The following is a 19207-nucleotide window of genomic DNA, read 5'->3' as shown; positions in this document are numbered from 1 at the left end:
GAATCGTGACCCAGAACGAGAAGCTCGCCGAACTGTCCGCCGCCGGAGTCTCGGTGTGGCTGGACGACCTGTCCCGGGACCTGATCAGCTCCGGCGACCTCGCAGACCTGATCGCGACCAAGTCGGTCGTCGGGGTGACCACCAACCCGTCGATCTTCCAGGCCGCGCTGTCCAAGGGCAACGCCTACGACGATCAGGTCAACGAGCTGGCCGCACGGGGCGCCGATGTCGACGCCACCATCCGGACGGTCACCACCGACGACGTCCGCAACGCCTGTGACGTCCTCGCCCCGACCTTCGAGGCGACCGACGGCGTCGACGGCCGGGTCTCGATCGAGGTCGACCCGCGCCTGGCCCACGACACCGACGCCACGGTGGCCCAGGCCGTCGAACTGTGGAAGATCGTCGACCGGCCGAACCTGCTCATCAAGATCCCGGCCACCGAGGCGGGCCTGCCGGCCATCGCCAAGGTGATCGCCGAGGGCATCAGCGTGAACGTCACGCTGATCTTCTCGGTCGAGCGCTACGAGAAGGTCATCGACGCCTACCTCGACGGCCTCGACGCCGCCGCCCAGGCAGGCCATGACCTGTCGCGCATCCACTCCGTCGCGTCGTTCTTCGTGTCGCGCGTGGACACCGAGATCGACAAGCGGCTCGACGCCATCGGAACCCCGGAGGCCGTGGAACTGAAGGGCAAGGCCGCACTGGCCAACGCCCGCCTCGCCTACTCGGCCTACCAGCAGGTCTTCGAGGTCGAGTCCCGCTTCCCCGACCTGCTCGCCAAGGGCGCGCGGCCGCAGCGCGCACTGTGGGCGTCGACGGGTGTGAAGAACCCGGACTACCCGGACACGCTGTACGTGAGCGAGCTCGTCGCGCCGAACACGGTCAACACGATGCCCGGCAAGACGATGGACGCCTTCGCCGACCACGGCTGGGTCAACACCGGGTCCATCATCGGTCTCGCCGCCGAGTCGCAGGAGATCTTCGACAAGATCTCGGCGGTGGGCGTCGACGTCGCCGACGTCTTCAAAGTTCTCGAGGACGAGGGAGTCAGCAAGTTCGAGGACGCGTGGAACGATCTGCTCAGCGCGACCGCCGAGCAACTGTCCGCAGCGAACGAGGGCTGAGCGCAGGTGGCCGGAGGCGAGCAGTCGGTCGGGTCCGGTTCGTGGACCAATCCGCTCCGTGACCCACAGGACAAACGGCTGCCACGCATCGCGGGACCATGCAGCCTGGTCATCTTCGGGGTGACCGGTGACCTGGCACGCAAGAAATTGATGCCGGCGGTCTACGACCTGGCCAACCGCGGCCTCCTGCCACCCTCGTTCGCTCTCGTCGGGTTCGCCCGTCGCGACTGGACCGACGAGGACTTCGGCGCCATCGTCCACGACGCCGTCCGCGAGCACGCACGGACCGGATTCCGCGAAGAGGTGTGGGAACGCCTCGCCGAGGGATTCCGCTTCGTGCAGGGCGCCTTCGACGACGACGCCGCCTTCGACCGGCTGCGCGACACCCTCAAATCACTCGACGTCGAACGCGGGACCGACGGCAATCACGCCTTCTACCTGTCGATCCCACCGAAGGCGTTCCCCACGGTCTGCGAGCAGCTCGAACGCAGCGGACTCGCCGCCCCGACGGGCGACAGCTGGCGCCGGGTGGTGATCGAGAAGCCGTTCGGTCACGACCTCGAGTCCGCCCGCGAGCTGAACGCGATCGTCAACAACGTCTTCCCGGAGTCGTCGGTGTTCCGCATCGATCACTACCTCGGCAAGGAGACCGTCCAGAACATCCTGGCCCTGCGGTTCGCCAATCAGCTCTTCGACCCGCTCTGGAGTTCGCATTACGTCGACCACGTCCAGATCACCATGGCCGAGGACATCGGTCTCGGCGGTCGGGCGGGTTACTACGACGGCATCGGCGCGGCGCGCGACGTCATCCAGAACCACCTCATGCAGCTCATGGCCCTGGTCGCGATGGAGGAGCCGATCTCCTTCGAGCCCAAGCAATTACAGGCCGAGAAGATCAAGGTCCTGGCCGCGACCCGCAACGTCCTGCCGATCGACGAGAACACCGCCCGCGGTCAGTACGGACCCGGTTGGCAGGGCAGCGAGAAGGTCCCGGGCCTCAAAGAGGAAGACGGCTTCGCGAAGGACTCGACGACGGAGACCTTCGCCGCGATCGCACTCGAGGTCGACTCCCGACGCTGGGCCGGTGTGCCGTTCTACCTCCGTACCGGTAAGCGTCTGGGCCGACGGGTCACCGAGATCGCGCTCGTGTTCAAACGCGCACCACACCTGCCCTTCGATCAGACGATGACCGAGGAGCTCAGCCAGAACGCGCTCGTCATCCGGGTCCAGCCGGACGAGGGCATCACCCTGCGCTTCGGCTCGAAGGTCCCCGGGTCGAGCATGGAGGTCCGGGACGTCAACATGGACTTCAGCTACGGCACCGCCTTCACCGAGGCCTCGCCGGAGGCCTACGAGCGGTTGATCCTCGACGTCCTGCTGGGTGAACCCTCGCTGTTCCCCGTCAACGAGGAAGTCGAGTTGTCGTGGCGCATCCTCGATCCGGTGCTCGAACACTGGGCCGCGTCGGGGTCCCCCGACACCTACGAGTCCGGCACGTGGGGTCCGCCGTCGGCCGAGGAGATGATGGCCCGCACCGGTCGCGCGTGGCGCCGGCCGTGACGAGAAGCCCGCACGTCCTCACCGACCGTTCCGTTCAGGAGGCCACCCGATGATCGTCGAACTGCCCGACACGTCGACCGGAAAGGTCGCGAAGAAGATCATCGAGGTGCGTGCCGCGGGTGGTGCGCTCAGTCTCGGACGCGTCCTCACGCTCGTCGTGTGCGTCGAACTGGGCGAACCGATGGAAGGCGCCATCGAGGCGGCGGTCGGCGCCAGTCGCGAGCATCCCAGCCGCGTCATCGTCGTGTATCGGGGTGTGCGCGAGGGTGACTCACGGCTCGACGCGCAGATCCGCGTGGGCGGCGACGCCGGCGCCTCGGAGGTGGTGGTGCTGTCGCTGCAGGGCGAACTGGCCGACCATCCCCACAGTGTCGTGACTCCGTTCCTCCTGCCCGACACCCCGGTCGTCACCTGGTGGCCGGGCAAGGGCCCGGTGCGTCCCGCCGACGATCCACTCGGCAGGCTCGGACATCGGCGCATCGTCGACGCGAGCAAGGCCGACGACTCGCTCGCCGTGCTCGCGCAGCGCCTCGAGACCTACTCCCCCGGCGACACCGACCTCGCCTGGACCCACGTCACGCACTGGCGCGCGATCCTCGCCTCCGCATTCGATCGTCCGCCGCACACCCCGGTCACCGAGGTCCAGGTGACGGGAGCGCAGAACTCGCCATCGGTCGATCTGCTCGCCGGGTGGCTACGATCCACCCTGCGCGTGCCGACCCGGCGGCGGCGTGGGAGTTTCGAGATCCGCCTGTTCCGCGACGACGGCCCGACCATCCTCGCCGTGGACGAAGAGAACAACGCGGTGCTCTCGATGCCGGGTAAACCCGACGGGCGCGTCGCGATGGGCCGGCGCGAACTGCCCGCCTGTATCGCCGAGGAGTTACGACGACTCGACACCGACGAGGTGTACGTCGAAGCACTCAAGGGAGTGCCCGAGGTCGAGTTCGCAGACGACGCCGAAGGAGTTGCCGCCCGATGACCACCGAGACCCTTGTCTTCGACTCCAAGCAGGAACTGGTCGAGACCGCAGCCACCCGTTTCGTGGACCTCGTCACCCGCGCCCAGGCCGAACGCGGTGTCGCCAGCGTGGTGCTGACGGGCGGCAGCAACGGGATCGGACTCCTCTCGGCGCTCGCGGCGGACAGTGGCACCATCGACTGGTCGAAGGTCGACATCTACTGGGGCGACGACCGATTCGTCCCCGCCGACGACCCGGAGCGCAACTCCGGTCAGGCACGTGAGGCGCTGCTCGACAAGGTTCCCGTCGACCCGTCGCGGGTGTTCCCGATGGCGCCGTCGGACGGTCCGCTCGGTGACGACATCGAGGCGGCGGCAGCCGATTATGCCGCGATCCTCGCCGGCCGGTCGAGTGACGGTGTGGCCCCGGACTTCGATCTCCACCTGCTCGGCATGGGTGGTGAGGGGCACGTCAATTCCCTGTTCCCGCACACCGCGGCAACTGCGGAGACCACCAAGTCGGTTGTCGCCGTCGAGGATTCGCCGAAACCACCACCGCGCCGGATCACGCTGACCCTGCCCGTGGTGAACCGCTCGCGACAGGTGTGGTTCCTGGTCGCCGGGGCCGACAAGTCCGAGGCGGTCGGTGCCGCCCACCGCGGCGCGGATCCGGCCGACTGGCCCGCCGCCGGCGCCCGCGGCACCGAGGAGACGATCTGGTTCCTCGATGACGCGGCCGCCGCCGACCTCAAGTGATCGGCCGACTGGCCCCATCTGCCTTGTGATCAGCCCGAATTGCGCAGCGCGGTAGCGAGACCGTTCATGGTGAGCTGGATCCCGCGTCGCACGATGGGGGTGTCCTCCCCGGCCCGGAAACGGCGGAGAAGCTCGACCTGTAGCAGGTTCAGCGGTTCGAGGTACGGGAACCGGTTGTAGACCGACCGCTTGAGTGCGGCGTTGTCGTGGAGCAGGTCGTCGGTGCCGGTGATCTTCGCGCACATCGCGATGGTCCGTTCGTGTTCGTCGACGATCATGCCGAACACCCTGTCGCGCAACTCCTCGTCGGGAACGAGCTGCGCGTACCGGTGAGCCAGCCCCATGTCGGATTTCGCCAGCACCTGGGCCATGTTCGACATGACGGTGCGGAAGAACGGCCACTTCGCGTAGTACCGGCGCAGTGTCTCGAGGCGGTCCGGGTCGTCACCGACCCACTCCTCGAACGCCGACCCCGTGCCGTACCAGCCGGGCAGCATCACCCGTGACTGGGTCCACGAGAGCACCCATGGGATCGCACGGAGGTCGGAGATCTTCTCGGTCTGCTTGCGCGACGCGGGGCGGCTGCCGATGTTGAGGGCCCCGATCTCCGACAGCGGTGTCGAGGTGGTGAAGTACTCGACGAACCCCGGTGTCTCGTGGACCAGGCGGCTGTAGGCGGCTCTGGCCTTTGCTGCGATGTCGTCCATGATCTCGTAGGCGGAATCGGATTCGTCACCGAGACCCTCCACGTCCAGGAGTGAGGACTCGATGGTCGCGGCGAGCAGCGTCTCGAGATTGCGACGAGCCGTGACCGGTTCGGCGTACTTCGCGGCGATGATCTCGCCCTGCTCGGTGATGCGCAGCGAACCCTGGACCGCGCCCGGAGGCTGGGCCAGGATGGCGTCGTAGCTGGGACCGCCGCCACGTCCGACGGTGCCGCCGCGTCCGTGGAACAGGCGCAGCCGGATCCCCGACCGCGCCGCCGCGTCGACCAGGTCGAGCTCGGCTCGATAGAGTGCCCAGTTCGCGGCCATGTAGCCGCCGTCCTTGTTGGAATCGGAGTAGCCGAGCATGATCTCCTGAATCCCGTTCTGGGACTGGACCATCGCGCGGTAGAACGGGACGTCGAGGACTGCGAGCAGCGTTTGTGCACCCTGCTGGAGATCCTCGATGGTCTCGAACAGCGGAACCACCCGGACCGTACAGCGAGGCGTACCGCCATCCGGGTCGTAGAGTCCGGCCTCTTTGAGCAGGATCAGTGCCTCGAGCATGTCACTCACCGAGGTGCACATGCTGATGATGTAGTTCGGTACGGCTGCCGGTCCGAAGGTGGCCACAGCCCTGGCGGCTGCCCGGACGATCCCGAGTTCCTTGGTCGCGAGTTCGCTGAGTTCGGCGTCGGGGCTGGTCAGCGGACGACGCGCACTCAGCTCGGCCGACAGGATCCTCACCCGCTCGGACTCCTCGAGCGACGCGTAATCCGGATGCACCCCCGCCCACGCCAGGAGTTCGGCGACAACTTCCTCATGCATGTCGGAGTTCTGCCGCATGTCCAGTCCGGACAGGTGGAAACCGAACGTGCGCACCGCTTCCCGCAAGGCGAGCAGCCGATCGTCGGCGATCGAGTCGTCGTTGTTGGCGCGGAGCGCACCGTCGATCACGTCGAGATCGGCGAGAAGCTCGGCCGCATGGCCGTACGGTTGCCTGCCGTCGATCAGGGACTCCTCGCTCGAGGTGAGGAAGTCGTCGTCGAACATGTCCCGAGCGGTCGCCAGCAGACGGGAGCGGATGGCGCGCAGGGCGAGCCGGAAGGGTTCGTCGGCGCCCGGATCATCGGCCGACGCGCCGGCGAGGTCGAACAGGGTGTCGCTGGCATCGATCAGTCGCGCCGACATGCTCAGTTCCTGAGCCAGGCTCTCGAGCTCGGACAGATGATGTCCGACGGCGGTCTGCGCGGCGAGGGTCGTGGCCAGGGTCACGACCTCGGAATTCACGAACGGGTTGCCGTCGCGGTCGCCGCCGATCCACGACCCCATCTGGATCATCGGCTCGTCGGCGAGTCCCGCATCGGGGTACGTCGCGCGCAGCGCGGCACGCACCGCGGTGTTGATGGCCGGCACGACCTCGAAGAACGACGCATCGTAATACCGCAGCCCGGAACGGATCTCGTCCTGGATGGTGAGGCGTTCGAGTCGGATGAGAGCGGTCTGCCACAGCGTCAGGATCTGACGTCGGATGGCCTCGGTGACCTCTGCGTCCTCGTCCGGTGTCAGCTCGGTGCGGCCGCGGAACCGCATGAGCTCGGTGATGCGGTTCTGGGCCTCGAAGACGGTGCGGCGGCGGGTCTCGGTGGGGTGCGCGGTGATGACCGGGACCACCGCGGCGTCGGCGAGGGTCCGGCCGACCTCCTCGTCGCCCAGGCCCGCGGCGGCGAGTTTGCGGTAGGTGGCGGCGAGACTGCTGTCCTGCGGCGGGTCTCCGGCCCGGACGTGGATGGCCCGACGCCGCTCGCGGTGGATGTCCTCGGCCAGATTGGCCATCAGGGCGAAATGGCTGAAGGCCCGAATGACCGGGACGGCGGTGGAGATGTCCAGATCGACGAACATGTCCGCGAGTTCGTTCCGGTCGATCTCGTTGCGGCGCACGCGGAACGCGGCAACGCGGGCGGCTTCGACGAGATCGAACACGTCGGCGCCGGAGTGCTCTCGGACGACGTCACCGAGGATTCCGCCGAGCAGGCGGATGTCCTCGCGCAAAGGTTCGGTGAGCGCACGGCCCTCGTCGTCGACGACGATGTGGTCGACGATCGAGATGGACGGGCGCCAGTCCGGGACTCCCCGTGTGGGGACGGTTTCACTCATGCCGACAAGTATCCCGGCATCACCCGGGAGCGGCATCCCGAGATGCTATCCGGACAGTTTGATGTCGACGCCGACGCCGACGATGAAGATCACCCAGATCAGGCCGACGAAGATGGTCAGCCGGTCGAGGTTGCGTTCGACGACGCTCGAGCCCGACAGGCTGGACTGGACACCGCCGCCGAACAGCGACGACAGACCGCCACCCTTGCCGCGGTGCAGCAGGATGAGCACGATCAGCAACACGCTGGTCACGATCAATCCGATGTCGAGTGCACCTTGCACAGTCACGAGTCGAAACGCCCTTCCGTAAAGCCTTTACATACAGCTGTGGCAGGCCGGCCCCCGATCGAGACGACGTGAATCGCATCGACTCGAGGCCAACCTGCCACAGTGTACGCGTGGGTATGACCCGTCAGGGCAAGGGGCCACCCGCGGCGATCGCCGACAGCGTCGCGAACTCGTCGGACTTCAGCGAGGCCCCGCCCACCAGCGCGCCGTCGACGTCCGGTCGTCCGACCAGGTCGCCGACATTCTTGGCGTTGACCGATCCGCCGTAGAGGATCCGCACCGATGCCGCGGTGTCGGCGTCGGCGATGTCCACCAGGGCATCGCGGATGGCCTTGCACACCTCTTGGGCGTCGTCCGCGCCGGCCACCCGGCCGGTGCCGATCGCCCAGACCGGCTCGTAGGCGATGACGGTCTTGGCGATCTCGGCGGCGGACAGACCGGCGAGCGAGCCCTTGAGCTGCGCGACGTTGTACGCCACGTGCTCGCCGGCCTCGCGGACGTCGAGACCCTCGCCGATGCACACGATCGGCGTGAGCTCGTGCTTGAGGGCGGCCTTGGTCTTCGCGAGCACGACCTCGTCGGTCTCACCGTGCAGCGTGCGCCGCTCGGAGTGCCCGACGACCACGAACGTGCAGCCGAGCTTCGCGAGGAACGCGCCGCTGATCTCGCCCGTATAGGCACCCGAGTCGTGTGCGGACAGATCCTGCGCACCGTAGGTGAGCAGCAGCTTGTCCCCGTCGACGACGGTCTGCACGCTGCGGATGTCGGTGAACGGCGGGATCACCGTGACGTCGACCTTGTCGAAGTACTTCGCCGGCAGCGCGAACGCGATCTTCTGCACCAGCGCGATCGCCTCGAGATGGTTCAGGTTCATCTTCCAGTTGCCCGCGATGAGCGGCTTACGCTGTGCCATGGTTCAGCTCTCCAGGACCTTGAGACCGGGCAGTTCCTTGCCCTCGAGGTACTCCAGCGACGCGCCACCTCCGGTGGAGATGTGCGAGAAGTCGGAGTCGGGCAGGCCGAGCGTGCGCACCGCGGCGGCCGAGTCGCCGCCACCGACCACGGTGAACGCGCCGTTCCCGGTCGCGCCGGCGATGGCCTCGGCGACACCGCGGGTGCCCGACGAGAACTTCTCGAACTCGAACACCCCCGACGGACCGTTCCAGAAGATGGTCTTGGCGCCGGACAGCACCGCGGCGAACCGCTTCACCGACTCCGGCCCGATGTCGAGTCCCATCCAGCCGTCCGGAATCGCGTCGGAGGCCACCGTGTCCGACTCGGCGTCGGCGGCGAACTTGTCGGCCACCACGACGTCGACGGGCAGGTGGATGACGTCGCCGAACCGCTCGAGCAGGCTCTTGCAGACATCGATCTGGTCTTCCTGCAGGAGCGAGGTGCCGACCGAATACCCCTGCGCGGCAAGGAACGTGAACGCCATCCCGCCGCCGATGACCAGGGTGTCGACCTTGGGTGCCAAGGCCTCGATGACGCCGAGCTTGTCCGAGACCTTCGAGCCGCCGAGGACGACGGCGTAGGGACGCGTGACCTCGTCGGTGAGCTTCGACAGCACCTCGACCTCGGCGGCGACGAGCTCACCCGCGTAGTGCGGGAGCAGCTTGGCGACGTCGTAGACCGAGGCCTGCTTGCGGTGCACCACTCCGAAACCGTCGGAGACGAACGCGCCGTCGTCGCCGACGAGCTCGACGAGCGCCTTGGCGAGCGCCTCGCGTTCGGCTTCGTCCTTGGAGGTCTCCCGCGGATCGAAGCGGATGTTCTCCAGCAGCAGGACGTCGCCGTCGGTGAGCCCTTCCGCGCGTGCCAGCGCGTCGGTTCCGACGACGTCACCGGCGAGCTGCACGTTGCGGCCGAGTTCCTCGCCGAGCCGGGCGGCGACCGGGGCCAGCGAGAACTCCGGGTCCGGCTCGCCCTTCGGACGACCCAGGTGCGCGGTGATGATCACCTTCGCACCGGCGTCGATGAGCGCGTTGAGCGTCGGCAGGGACGCGAGGATGCGACCCGGATCGGTGATCGTCGACCCGTCGAGCGGGACGTTGAAATCCGACCGGACCAGCACACCCCTGCCCGAAACACCTTCCTCCAGAAGGTCTTTCAGAGTGGGAACACCCATGAGGCGTTGACTCCTAAAGTCGTTGGGGGTGGATCAGAGCGACTTGCCGACGAGACCGATGAGGTCGACGAGTCGGTTGGAGTAGCCCCACTCGTTGTCGTACCAGGAAACGACCTTGGCCTGGTCGTCGATCACCTTGGTCAGGCCGGCGTCGAACAGCGAGCTGTGCGGGTCGGTGACGATGTCGGACGAGACGATCGGCGCGTCGTAGTACTTGAGGATGCCCTTGAGCGGACCGTCGGCAGCTGCCTTGAGCGCCGCGTTGATCTCGTCGGCGGTGGCGGTCTTCGACAGCTGTGCGGTGAGGTCGGTGACCGAACCGGTGGGGATCGGGACACGCAGCGCGTAGCCGTCGAGCTTGCCCTTCAGTTCCGGGAGGACCAGGCCGATGGCCTTGGCGGCACCGGTCGAGGTCGGCACGATGTTGATGGCCGCGGCGCGCGCGCGACGCAGGTCCTTGTGCGGGCCGTCCTGCAGGTTCTGGTCCTGGGTGTAGGCGTGGATCGTAGTCATGAGGCCCTTGACGATGCCGAACTCGTCGTTGAGGACCTTCGCCAGCGGGCCGAGGCAGTTGGTGGTGCACGAGGCGTTGGAGATGATGTTCTGGCTGCCGTCGTACTTGTCGTCGTTGACGCCCATCACGATCGTGATGTCCTCATCCGACGCCGGGGCGGAGATGATGACCTTCTTGGCGCCGGCATCGAGGTGTCCCTGCGCCTTGGCGCGCGCGGTGAAGATACCGGTCGACTCGACGACAACGTCGACGCCCAGGTCGCCCCACGGGATCGCGGCCGGGCCTTCCTTGACCTCGAGGGCCTTGATCTTCTGCTCGCCGACGACGATGGTGTCGTCGCCCTCGAGGGAGACGTCGTCGGAGAGGCGACCGAGGATGGAGTCGAACTTCAGCAGGTGCGCGAGGGTCGCGTTGTCGGTCAGGTCGTTGACCGCGACGATCTCGATGTCGGTGGTGCCCAAAGCTTTTTGCGCTTCGACGGCGCGGAAGAAGTTGCGGCCGATCCGGCCGAATCCGTTGACGCCTACCCGAACAGTCACAGTTGTGCTCCTTAGCGGTATTCATGGTCGGGCCTGGTGGTCAAGCCCTGTCTGGCCGCGCGTGCGCGGTCAGCGAGAGCACACCTGAGTGGTCACGCCTCCGCGCACGTCGCCACCAGCCTAGTAGGCGACCCTGCGCTCGGCACACCGCAGGTCCGGGTCACGCACGCCGGTGGTGCTCCGGCGCGGGTCTCAGGCCTCGTCGAGCAGCTCGGAGGTGACCGCGGACTCGGTGTCGGGGATCCCGTCCTGGCGGGCCTTCTTGTCGGCCATCGACAGCAGCCGGCGGATTCGTCCGGCGACGGCGTCCTTGGTCATCGGCGGGTCGGCGAGCTGACCGAGCTCCTCGAGAGACGCCTGCCGGTGCGTGATGCGAAGCTGCCCAGCCGCGATGAGATGGTCGGGCACCTCGTCGCCGAGGATGTCCAGCGCGCGTTCCACCCGGGCCGCGGCCGCGACGGCCGCGCGCGCCGATCGACGCAGGTTCGCGTCGTCGAAGTTGGCGAGGCGGTTCGCGGTGGCGCGGACCTCCCGCCGCATACGGCGTTCTTCCCAGACGAGCCTCGTGTCGTGGGCACCCATGCGGGTCAGCAACGCGCCGATGGCCTCGCCGTCGCGGATGACGACCCGGTCGGCGCCGCGGACCTCGCGCGCCTTGGCCGTGACACCGAGCCTCCGTGCCGCGCCGACCAGGGCGAGTGCCGCCTCCGGTCCGGGGCAGCTGACCTCCAGAGCCGACGACCGACCGGGTTCGGTGAGCGAGCCGTGCGCGAGAAACGCTCCGCGCCAGGCGGCCTCGGCGTCGGCGACGCTGCCGCCGACGACCTGTGCGGGCAGTCCGCGCACCGGCCGGCCGCGCAGGTCGAGCAATCCGGTCTGCCGTGCCAGGCCTTCGCCGTCCTTGGTGATCCGCACGATGTAGCGCGCCGATTTCCGCAGTCCGCCGCCGCGCAGGACGTGGACATCCGAGGCATAGCCGTAGAGGTCGTGGATCTCGCGGCGCAAGCGACGCGCCACGTTGCCCATGTCGACCTCGGCCTCGACCACCACGCGACCCGCGACGATGTGCAGGCCGCCGGCGAAACGCAGCAACGCCGACACCTCGGCTCTCCGACAACTCACCTGAGTCACCGACAGGCGACTGAGTTCGTCCTTCACCGCCGCCGTCATCGCCACCGGTACCTGTCCTCCTGTCAACAGACCACACGTCCCTCGAGAAAGTCGCGGAACATCGCCCGGGTCAGGCGTCCGCTCGGCCAGAGTAACGGGTCAATTCACCTTCGCACAGTTCGTTCACCACGGCGGCGACTTTCGCCGGGTCATGGACCTGACGGCCGGGCACCGCGACGTCCCCGACATTCAGCTCCGCACCGAACAATCCGGCCGCACGCTCGAGGTGATCACGTTCACGCCCGGCCGGGACCGACGACGCATCCACGAGGACGTGGTCGACGCGGAACGTGTTCGCGTGGGCGTGCAGCACGTGGAGGTGTCGCTCGACCGAGAACCCCGGGGTCTCCCCCGGCTCGGGAGCCAGGTTGACCACCAGCACCTTGCGAGCACGGCTGCGCTGCAAGGCCTTCAGCTGCTCGGGCACCAGGACGTGCGGGATCACGCTCGAGAACCACGAGCCCGGCCCCAACATCACCAGATCGGCCGATTCGATTGCCGCGAGGGCCGATTCGCAGGCCGGCGGATCGTCCGGCAGCAGCCGTACACGACGCACCTTGCCGGGGGTGGTGGCGACCGCGACCTGCCCGCGGATCTCACGGCTGATGCGCGGATCGGCCTCGAGTCCCGAGACGTCGGCCTCGATGTCGAGCGGCACGGTCGACATGGGCAGCACGTGTCCCGTGATGCCGAAGATCGCCCGCAACTCCGCGAGCGCCCCGACCGTGTCGCCGAGCACCTCGGTGAGTCCGGCGAGGAGCAGGTTGCCGATGGGATGTCCGGCCAGGGCCCCGCGGCCGCCGAATCGGTGCTGGAGGACCTCGGCCCACAGTTCGTGGCGGCGGCGGACGACCGGATCGGCGGGCTGTCCATCCTCGAGCCCCTCGGGGGTACTCATCAACGCGGCGAGCGCCATTCGCAGGTCACCGGGTGGGATGAGTCCGAGTTCGGCACGCAGTCGCCCCGACGATCCCCCGTCGTCGGCGACGGTGACCACCGCGGTGATGTCGGCACTGAGGTAGCGCATCGCGGTCAGCGTCGCGTAGAGGCCGTGTCCGCCGCCGAGGGCGACGATCCGCGGCTCGGCGGAACTCATTCGCGCCCCAGGTCGCGGTGCATGACCCGTACGTCGTAGGACGCGAGCCCGGCGTCGTCGACGGCGCGGCGCAGACGAGCCGACAACTCCTCGGCGATGGCCACACTGCGGTGCTTGCCACCGGTGCATCCGACGCTGATCGTCATGTAGCGCTTGCCTTCTCGCAGATATCCGCGACCGACGATCGAGACCAGTCCGGTGTAGAGGTCGAGGAACCCGTTGGCGTCCGGCTGACCGAGCACGTAGTCGCGAACCGGCGCCTCCCGGCCGTTGTGGTCGCGCAGCTCGTCGATCCAGTGCGGGTTGGGCAGGAACCGGACATCGGCGACGAGATCGGAGTCGATGGGCAGCCCGTATTTGAAGCCGAACGACTGCACCACGATCGACAGGCGGGGCTCGGTGTCGCCGGGCGCGACGCCTTCGACGATCGCGCGCAGCTTCGCCGCGGTCAGCGCCGAGGTCTCCACCACCAGGTCGGCGACGTTCTTGATCGGGGCCAGGATCGCGCGCTCGCGGGCGATCCCCTCGACGAGGGTCTCCTTGCCCTGCAACGGGTGACGGCGGCGAACCTGTTCGAACCGGCGCACCAGCACCTGATCGCTGGCATCGAGATACAGCAGTCGGGTGCGGATCCCGGACTGTTCGAGACGGTCCCGCAGTTGCTCGAGTTGGTGGGCGAGGTTGTCGTCGGAGGCGCGCAGCACCATGGCGAGCCGCGTGATCGAGGGATCGTCCTCCCGCACCATCCCGACCATCGTCGAGATCAGTGAGGGCGGCACGTTGTCGGCGACGTACCAGCCGTCGTCCTCGAGCACGTTCGCCGCGGTGGATCGTCCCGCGCCGGACATCCCCGTCACGAACAGCACGGTGAAGTCGGTCCCGGTCTGCTCCGCGGTCACCGTGCTCTCCGCTTCGGTGTGGTCACTCATCGACACCTCGTCCCGCGTCACCGGTTGCCACCGTCATCTCCTTCTCGGCCTCCGCCGGGGCCGGGGTCGGGGTCTGCTCCGGCACCGGCGCCTCGTCGGAGAGCGCGGACTTGACCGCGCGCGCCGTGGTGAGGCCGATTCCGTGTACCTGGGATATCTCGTCCAAGGATGCCTCACGCAGGCGTGCGACCGAGCCGAAGTGGGTCACCAGCGCGGTGCGGCGGGTTCGGCCCAGACCGGGAACGCCGTCGAGCACCGACTCGGTCATGCGCTTGCTGCGCTTGCTGCGGTGGAACGTGATGGCGAAGCGATGGGCTTCGTCACGCACTCGCTGCAGCAGGAACAGGGCCTGGCTGTTGCGCGGCAGGATCATCGGGTCGTCGTCGCCGGGGACCCACACCTCCTCGAGGCGTTTGGCCAGCCCGATCACCGAGACGTCGGTGATGCCGAGCTCGTCGAGTACCGCGGCCGCGGCGTGGACCTGCGGCGCACCACCGTCGACGACGAACAGGTTCGGCGGGTAGGCGAACTTCCGCGGCTGTGCCGGCGTGTCGGCGGCGGCGCTGATCTCCCCGGACACCGGTGGCGGTGCGTCACGGTCGGTACGGTGCCGCAGGAACCGCCGTCGCGTGACCTCGGCGATGGACGCGACGTCATCGGAGTGACCCTCGCCGGCGGCATGGCGGATCGAGTAGTGCCGGTAGTCGGACTTGCGCGGCAGGCCGTCTTCGAAGACGACGAGCGAGGCGACCACGTCGGTGCCCTGGACATGCGAGATGTCCACGCATTCGATGCGCAGCGGTGCCTGATCGAGCAGCAGCGACTCCTGCAGCTCGGTGAGGGCCGCCGAACGGGTCGTGAGGTCGCCGGCGCGCCGGAGCTTGTGCTGCGCAAGGGCTTCGGACGCGTTACGGGCGACGGTCTCGAACAACGCCTTCTTGTCGCCGCGCTGGGGAACCCGCAGCCGCACGCGGCTTCCCCGGAGACCGGACAGCCACTCCTCGAGTTCCTCGGCGTCGGAGGGCAACTCCGGGACCAGCACCTCGCGCGGTATGGACTCCCCGTGTGCCCGGTCGGTCCCGACGTCGACCGTGGCGTCGAAATCGACCTGGGCGCCGTAGAACTGGGTGACGAACTCCCCCACCACATCGCCGTCGGTTCCGTTGTCGCTGCGCTCGACGACCCATCCGCGCTGACCGCGTACCCGCCCGTCGCGGACGTGGAAGACCTGGACCGACACCTCGAGCTGGTCGCCGGCGAGGGCGATCACGTCGGCGGTGGTGCCGTCGCCGAGCACGACCGCCTGCTTCTCCATCGCGCGTCGCATCGCGCCGATGTCATCGCGCAGCCGTGCGGCGCGCTCGAAATCGAGTTCCTCGGCGGCGACGGTCATGTCCCGTTCCATCCTGCGGATCATCAGGTCGGTGCGGCCGGCGAGGAAGTCGCAGAAGTCCTCGACGATCTCCCGGTGCTCCTCGGCGTCCACCCGCCCCACACAGGGGGCCGAACACTTGTCGATGTAACCGAGCAGGCACGGCCGGTCGATCTGGCGATGCCGTTTGAACACACCGGCCGAGCAGGTCCGGGCCGGGAAGACCCGGGTGAGCAGGTCGACCGTCTCGCGGATCGCCCAGGCGTGCGCGTACGGGCCGAAGTAGCGCACGCCGCGCCGGCGCGGGCCCCGGTAGACGAACAGCCGGGGATACTCCTCGTTGAGCGTGACCGCGAGCATCGGGTAGCTCTTGTCGTCGCGATAGCGGACGTTGAAGCGCGGGTCGAACTCCTTGATCCAGTTGTATTCGAGCTGCAGCGCCTCCACCTCGGTGCCGACGACGGTCCATTCGACCGACGCGGCGGTGGTCACCATCTGGCGGGTGCGCGGATGCAGGGAGGTGATGTCGGCGAAGTACGACGTCAGCCTCGACCGGAGATTCTTGGCCTTGCCCACGTAGATGACGCGACGATGCTCGTCGCGGAATTTGTACACCCCGGGATCGGTCGGGATGGACCCCGGCGCGGGGCGGTAGGTAGTCGGGTCGGCCACGTGTTCCAGGCTAGTGGCCGGGCCGGACAGTCCCGCGGTAGCGCTCCTCCAGCTCGCGGAACCGGCCCATCGCGTCGATGGCGCGCTGGCCGTCGCCGGCCTGAACAGCCAGGACGGTGATGTGTTCGTCGGCCGGGAACAACAGCCACGCCCCGAAACCCTTCTCCGGGTAGGTGAGACCGAGAACACGGTCCCACTCGAAGAGTCGCACCGAGACCAGGTTGCGGACCTCGACCCCGGCGGCGCCGACACGCAGGCGCGGGCGGGTGAACAGCAGGATGGCCGCCGAGATCAGGACGCCGATGAGGATGATCGCGACCTGGTCGGAGCCGCCCAGATTGCGGACGCCGACGTCGTCGATGGTCAACAGCAGGCCGAACGTGATGTGGATCGCGAGCACCACCGCGGCTGTCACGATCGCCCATCGCGGCAGGTTGCGGGGCCGGTACACCAGGTCCCACCCGGCCGCGTCGGTGCCGGCCGGGTGGGAGTCCGCAGAACTCACGCCGACGCTCCTCCGACCGCCACCGGGAGGGTCTCGCCGCGCTGCAGCGCGCGCAGGGTCAGCGCCGACGCCAGCGCGGCGACGGTGGCCTGTGCGCCCTTGTCCTCCGTCGAACCCGGGAGCCCGGCACGGGCGATCGCCTGGTCCTCGGTGAGCACGGTGAGCACCCCGTTGCCCACCGGTGTCGACTCGTCGAGGGACACCCGCGTGAGTCCGGCGGTCACCGCGTCGCACACGTACTCGAAATGCGGTGTCTCACCCTTGATCACGACGCCAAGCGCCACCACCGCGTCGTGGGTGCGGGCCAGCGCCTGCACGATGACGGGCAGCTCGATCGCGCCGGCGACCTGCACGATCGTCGGTTCGGTCACGCCGTTGTCGCGTGCGGCCCGGATGGCACCGTCGAGGAGTGCACCGCAGACGGTCTCATGCCATTGCGACGACACGATGGCCAGACGCAGCGTGCCGGCATCGGCGAGTTCGAGGGTCGGCTCTCCGTGGCCGCTCATGCGGGTGCTCCTTCGGACGCGCCGTCGGTGGGCTGGGCGTGATCGTCGAGCCCGACGAGGTCGTGGCCCATCCGATCGCGCTTGGTACGCAGGTAGCGCAGGTTCTCGGCGTTGGCGCGCACCGGCATCGGGACCCGGTCGACGATGTGCAGACCGTACCCGTCGAGGCCGACGCGCTTCGCCGGATTGTTGGTCAGCAGGCGCATGGACCGCACCCCGAGGTCGACCAGGATCTGTGCGCCGAGTCCGTAGTCCCGCGAGTCGGCGGGCAGGCCGAGCTCGAGGTTGGCGTCGACGGTGTCGGACCCCGCATCCTGCAGCTGATAGGCCTGCAGCTTGTGCAACAACCCGATGCCACGGCCCTCGTGACCGCGCATGTACAGGATGATGCCCCGGCCCTCGTCGGCCACCATCTCCATCGCCGCGTCGAGCTGGGGCCCGCAATCGCAGCGGAGTGAACCGAACACGTCGCCGGTCAAGCACTCCGAATGCACGCGCACGAGAACATCGTGACCGTCGGCTTCGCCGGTGATGTCACCCTTGACGAGCGCGACATGCTCGACGTCGTCGTAGACGCTGGAGTACCCGACAGCGCGGAAATCGCCGTGGCGGGTGGGGATCCGGGCGTCGGCGACGCGGACCACGTGCTTCTCGTGGCGGCGGCGCCAGGCGATCAGGTCGGCGATCGAGATCAGGGCGAGGTCGTGTTCGTCGGCGAACACCCGCAGTTCGTCGGTCTGCGCCATCGAGCCGACGTCCTTCTGGCTCACGATCTCGCAGATCACCCCGGCCGGCGAGAGGTCGGCCAGGCGGGCGAGGTCGACCGCGGCTTCGGTGTGACCCGGGCGGCGAAGTACGCCGCCTTCCTTCGCACGCAGCGGAACCACGTGGCCGGGTCGGGTGAAGTCGGCCGCCGCGGCGTCGGGATCGGCCAGCAGGCGCATCGTCGTCGCACGGTCGGCGGCACTGATACCGGTGCCGATGCCTTCGCGGGCGTCGACGGTCACGGTGTAGGCCGTGCCGTGTTTGTCCTGGTTCATCGAGTACATCGGGGGCAGACCGAGCCGGTCGCACGCGTCGCCGTCGAGCGGGACACACAGGTATCCGGAGGTGTAGCGCACCATGAACGCCACCAGTTCGGGGGTCGCCTTCTCCGCCGCGAAGATCAGGTCGCCCTCGTTCTCGCGGTCCTCGTCGTCGACCACGACGACGGCCTTGCCCGCCGCGATGTCGGCGATGGCGCGTTCGATCGTGTCGAACGCGACTCCGGTGCCCTCGGCTGCGGTCACGTCTTCACCGTCTCGCGACGACTCGCTCATCAGAACCTCACTCGTTGTGCTCATTTCGCCCCCGCAACATCAGGAGTACCAGTCGTGTCCGAACCCAGGTGGAGGCGCTCGACGTACTTGGCGATGACATCGACCTCGAGGTTGACCACGGTGCCGGGTCGGGCGGCGCCGAGGTTGGTCTCGTTGAGTGTCGTCGGGATCAGGGAGATCTCGAACCAGGAGTCGTCGCCGGCCCCGCCGACGGCCGACACGGTGAGCGACACCCCGTCGACGGTGATCGATCCCTTCTCGACGAGGTAGCGCGTGAGCTTCGCGGGAACCGCGATCCGTACGACCGTCCAGTTCTCCGACGGGTTGACCGCGGCGATCGTCCCGGTGCCGTCGACGTGTCCCTGCACGATGTGGCCGCCGAAACGACCACTCGCGGGCATGGCGCGCTCGAGATTGACGGTGCTCCCGGCACCCAGGTCGGACAGCGAACTCCGGCGCAGCGTCTCGCCCATCACATCGACGGTGAACTCACCTGGGCGGAGGTCGACGACGGTCAGACACACGCCGTTGACGGCGATCGAGTCGCCGTGACCGGCGTCGGCGGTGACCACGGGCCCGCGAACGGTGAACCGGGCGGCGTCGGAGAGATCCTCGCGGTCGGCGATGACGCCGAGTTCTTCCACGATTCCGGTGAACACGCACTCCTCCTGCTCGCTCGGAGCAGACAGGGCGGCCTCGTGTCGCCTGTTCTCTCGCATCCGGACTGTGACCGTCGGCTTCGGATTCGCACCGAATCTGCTGTCCCTACCTGGTGGCAGGCGCTCGCGGGCTGGACGATGCGGATCCACCGCACCCTCATCACCGCCGGTGGGGAGTTTCACCCCGCCCCGAGAACTGGTGACATCGACGCTAGCACGGTCCGAGATGTCAGTCGCATTGCG

Annotated in this window: 17 protein-coding genes and 1 riboswitch; of the genes, 4 read left to right on the top strand and 13 right to left on the bottom strand. The window is 68.2% G+C overall.

Translation table 11 applies throughout. The features are described from left to right. Window positions 1–5: 5 nt before the first annotated feature. Genes tal through pgl form a run of 4 tightly spaced genes read left to right on the top strand, consistent with a single transcriptional unit; the run spans window position 6 to window position 4403 of the window. The gene (gene tal / locus AC3B6C_RS19135) at window positions 6–1127 is read left to right on the top strand and encodes a transaldolase (RefSeq protein WP_010841007.1); all 1122 of its coding nucleotides are present in this window, start codon (window positions 6–8) and stop codon (window positions 1125–1127) included. A 6-nt stretch (window positions 1128–1133) separates the two neighbouring features. Continuing rightward, window positions 1134–2687 carry a glucose-6-phosphate dehydrogenase gene (gene zwf / locus AC3B6C_RS19130; protein ID WP_010841006.1) on the top strand — a complete coding sequence of 518 codons (1554 nt, stop codon included), beginning with the start codon at window positions 1134–1136 and terminating at the stop codon, window positions 2685–2687. A gap of 49 nt (window positions 2688–2736) precedes the next feature. Further along, the gene (locus AC3B6C_RS19125) at window positions 2737–3669 is read left to right on the top strand and encodes a glucose-6-phosphate dehydrogenase assembly protein OpcA (protein ID WP_010841005.1); all 933 of its coding nucleotides are present in this window, start codon (window positions 2737–2739) and stop codon (window positions 3667–3669) included. After that, a complete protein-coding gene (gene pgl / locus AC3B6C_RS19120) occupies window positions 3666–4403 on the top strand; it encodes a 6-phosphogluconolactonase (RefSeq protein ID WP_010841004.1) in 738 nt (245 codons plus the stop codon). Before AC3B6C_RS19125 ends, pgl begins: the two co-directional genes overlap by 4 nt. A 29-nt stretch (window positions 4404–4432) precedes the next feature. Here pgl and ppc read toward each other — a convergent pair whose 3' ends face one another. The 13 genes from ppc to AC3B6C_RS19055 form a co-directional block, all read right to left on the bottom strand. Beyond that, entirely contained in the window at window positions 4433–7264 is a 2832-nt protein-coding gene (gene ppc, locus AC3B6C_RS19115; protein WP_488373769.1) for a phosphoenolpyruvate carboxylase, read from the bottom strand. 45 nt (window positions 7265–7309) lie between these two features. Next, a complete protein-coding gene (gene secG, locus AC3B6C_RS19110; RefSeq protein WP_010841002.1) occupies window positions 7310–7546 on the bottom strand; it encodes a preprotein translocase subunit SecG in 237 nt (78 codons plus the stop codon). A 130-nt stretch (window positions 7547–7676) separates the two neighbouring features. After that, window positions 7677–8465 carry a triose-phosphate isomerase gene (tpiA, locus tag AC3B6C_RS19105; RefSeq protein ID WP_055474622.1) on the bottom strand — a complete coding sequence of 263 codons (789 nt, stop codon included), beginning with the start codon at window positions 8463–8465 and terminating at the stop codon, window positions 7677–7679. A gap of 3 nt (window positions 8466–8468) precedes the next feature. Further along, window positions 8469–9680, bottom strand: coding sequence for a phosphoglycerate kinase (locus tag AC3B6C_RS19100; protein WP_488373768.1), 1212 nt, complete (start codon window positions 9678–9680; stop codon window positions 8469–8471). Window positions 9681–9713: 33 nt separating this feature from the next. Beyond that, window positions 9714–10733 (bottom strand): type I glyceraldehyde-3-phosphate dehydrogenase, encoded by a 1020-nt coding sequence (gene gap, locus AC3B6C_RS19095; RefSeq protein WP_010840999.1) that lies wholly within the window; start codon window positions 10731–10733, stop codon window positions 9714–9716. A gap of 192 nt (window positions 10734–10925) precedes the next feature. After that, a complete protein-coding gene (gene whiA, locus AC3B6C_RS19090; RefSeq protein WP_174316851.1) occupies window positions 10926–11903 on the bottom strand; it encodes a DNA-binding protein WhiA in 978 nt (325 codons plus the stop codon). Between the two features lie 70 nt (window positions 11904–11973). Next, the gene (locus tag AC3B6C_RS19085; protein WP_014926662.1) at window positions 11974–12999 is read right to left on the bottom strand and encodes a gluconeogenesis factor YvcK family protein; all 1026 of its coding nucleotides are present in this window, start codon (window positions 12997–12999) and stop codon (window positions 11974–11976) included. Then, window positions 12996–13928, bottom strand: a complete 933-nt coding sequence (rapZ, locus tag AC3B6C_RS19080) for an RNase adapter RapZ (RefSeq protein ID WP_488373767.1) — start codon at window positions 13926–13928, stop codon at window positions 12996–12998. The genes AC3B6C_RS19085 and rapZ overlap by 4 nt, the downstream gene beginning before the upstream one ends. Continuing rightward, the gene (gene uvrC, locus AC3B6C_RS19075) at window positions 13921–15972 is read right to left on the bottom strand and encodes an excinuclease ABC subunit UvrC (RefSeq protein ID WP_488373766.1); all 2052 of its coding nucleotides are present in this window, start codon (window positions 15970–15972) and stop codon (window positions 13921–13923) included. The genes rapZ and uvrC overlap by 8 nt, the downstream gene beginning before the upstream one ends. A 10-nt stretch (window positions 15973–15982) precedes the next feature. Continuing rightward, complete coding sequence (locus AC3B6C_RS19070) at window positions 15983–16477, bottom strand: PH domain-containing protein (protein ID WP_010840995.1); 495 nt, start codon at window positions 16475–16477, stop codon at window positions 15983–15985. Beyond that, window positions 16474–16986: a 6,7-dimethyl-8-ribityllumazine synthase gene (gene ribH, locus AC3B6C_RS19065; RefSeq protein ID WP_010840994.1), complete on the bottom strand. Its 513-nt coding sequence runs from the start codon at window positions 16984–16986 to the stop codon at window positions 16474–16476. Before ribH ends, AC3B6C_RS19070 begins: the two co-directional genes overlap by 4 nt. Then, entirely contained in the window at window positions 16983–18305 is a 1323-nt protein-coding gene (locus AC3B6C_RS19060) for a bifunctional 3,4-dihydroxy-2-butanone-4-phosphate synthase/GTP cyclohydrolase II (protein WP_010840993.1), read from the bottom strand. The genes ribH and AC3B6C_RS19060 overlap by 4 nt, the downstream gene beginning before the upstream one ends. A gap of 20 nt (window positions 18306–18325) precedes the next feature. Then, complete coding sequence (locus AC3B6C_RS19055) at window positions 18326–18964, bottom strand: riboflavin synthase (RefSeq protein WP_488373765.1); 639 nt, start codon at window positions 18962–18964, stop codon at window positions 18326–18328. A gap of 44 nt (window positions 18965–19008) precedes the next feature. Beyond that, window positions 19009–19165, bottom strand: a riboswitch (FMN riboswitch). Between the last annotated feature and the right edge of the window lie 42 nt (window positions 19166–19207).

The sequence above is a fragment of the Gordonia sp. 11cp genome (assembly GCF_057767225.1).
This window is presented reverse-complemented; position numbering and strand designations above follow the sequence as displayed.

Coding starts and splice junctions, on each gene's coding strand:
- AC3B6C_RS19060 (WP_010840993.1), bottom strand. CDS start 18,305: ATGAGCGAGTCGTCGCGAGACGGTGAAGACGTGACCGCAGCCGAGGGC.
- tpiA (WP_055474622.1), bottom strand. CDS start 8,465: ATGGCACAGCGTAAGCCGCTCATCGCGGGCAACTGGAAGATGAACCTG.
- ribH (WP_010840994.1), bottom strand. CDS start 16,986: ATGAGCGGCCACGGAGAGCCGACCCTCGAACTCGCCGATGCCGGCACG.
- AC3B6C_RS19085 (WP_014926662.1), bottom strand. CDS start 12,999: ATGAGTTCCGCCGAGCCGCGGATCGTCGCCCTCGGCGGCGGACACGGC.
- ppc (WP_488373769.1), bottom strand. CDS start 7,264: ATGAGTGAAACCGTCCCCACACGGGGAGTCCCGGACTGGCGCCCGTCC.
- rapZ (WP_488373767.1), bottom strand. CDS start 13,928: ATGAGTGACCACACCGAAGCGGAGAGCACGGTGACCGCGGAGCAGACC.
- whiA (WP_174316851.1), bottom strand. CDS start 11,903: ATGACGGCGGCGGTGAAGGACGAACTCAGTCGCCTGTCGGTGACTCAG.
- pgl (WP_010841004.1), top strand. CDS start 3,666: ATGACCACCGAGACCCTTGTCTTCGACTCCAAGCAGGAACTGGTCGAG.
- AC3B6C_RS19100 (WP_488373768.1), bottom strand. CDS start 9,680: ATGGGTGTTCCCACTCTGAAAGACCTTCTGGAGGAAGGTGTTTCGGGC.
- AC3B6C_RS19125 (WP_010841005.1), top strand. CDS start 2,737: ATGATCGTCGAACTGCCCGACACGTCGACCGGAAAGGTCGCGAAGAAG.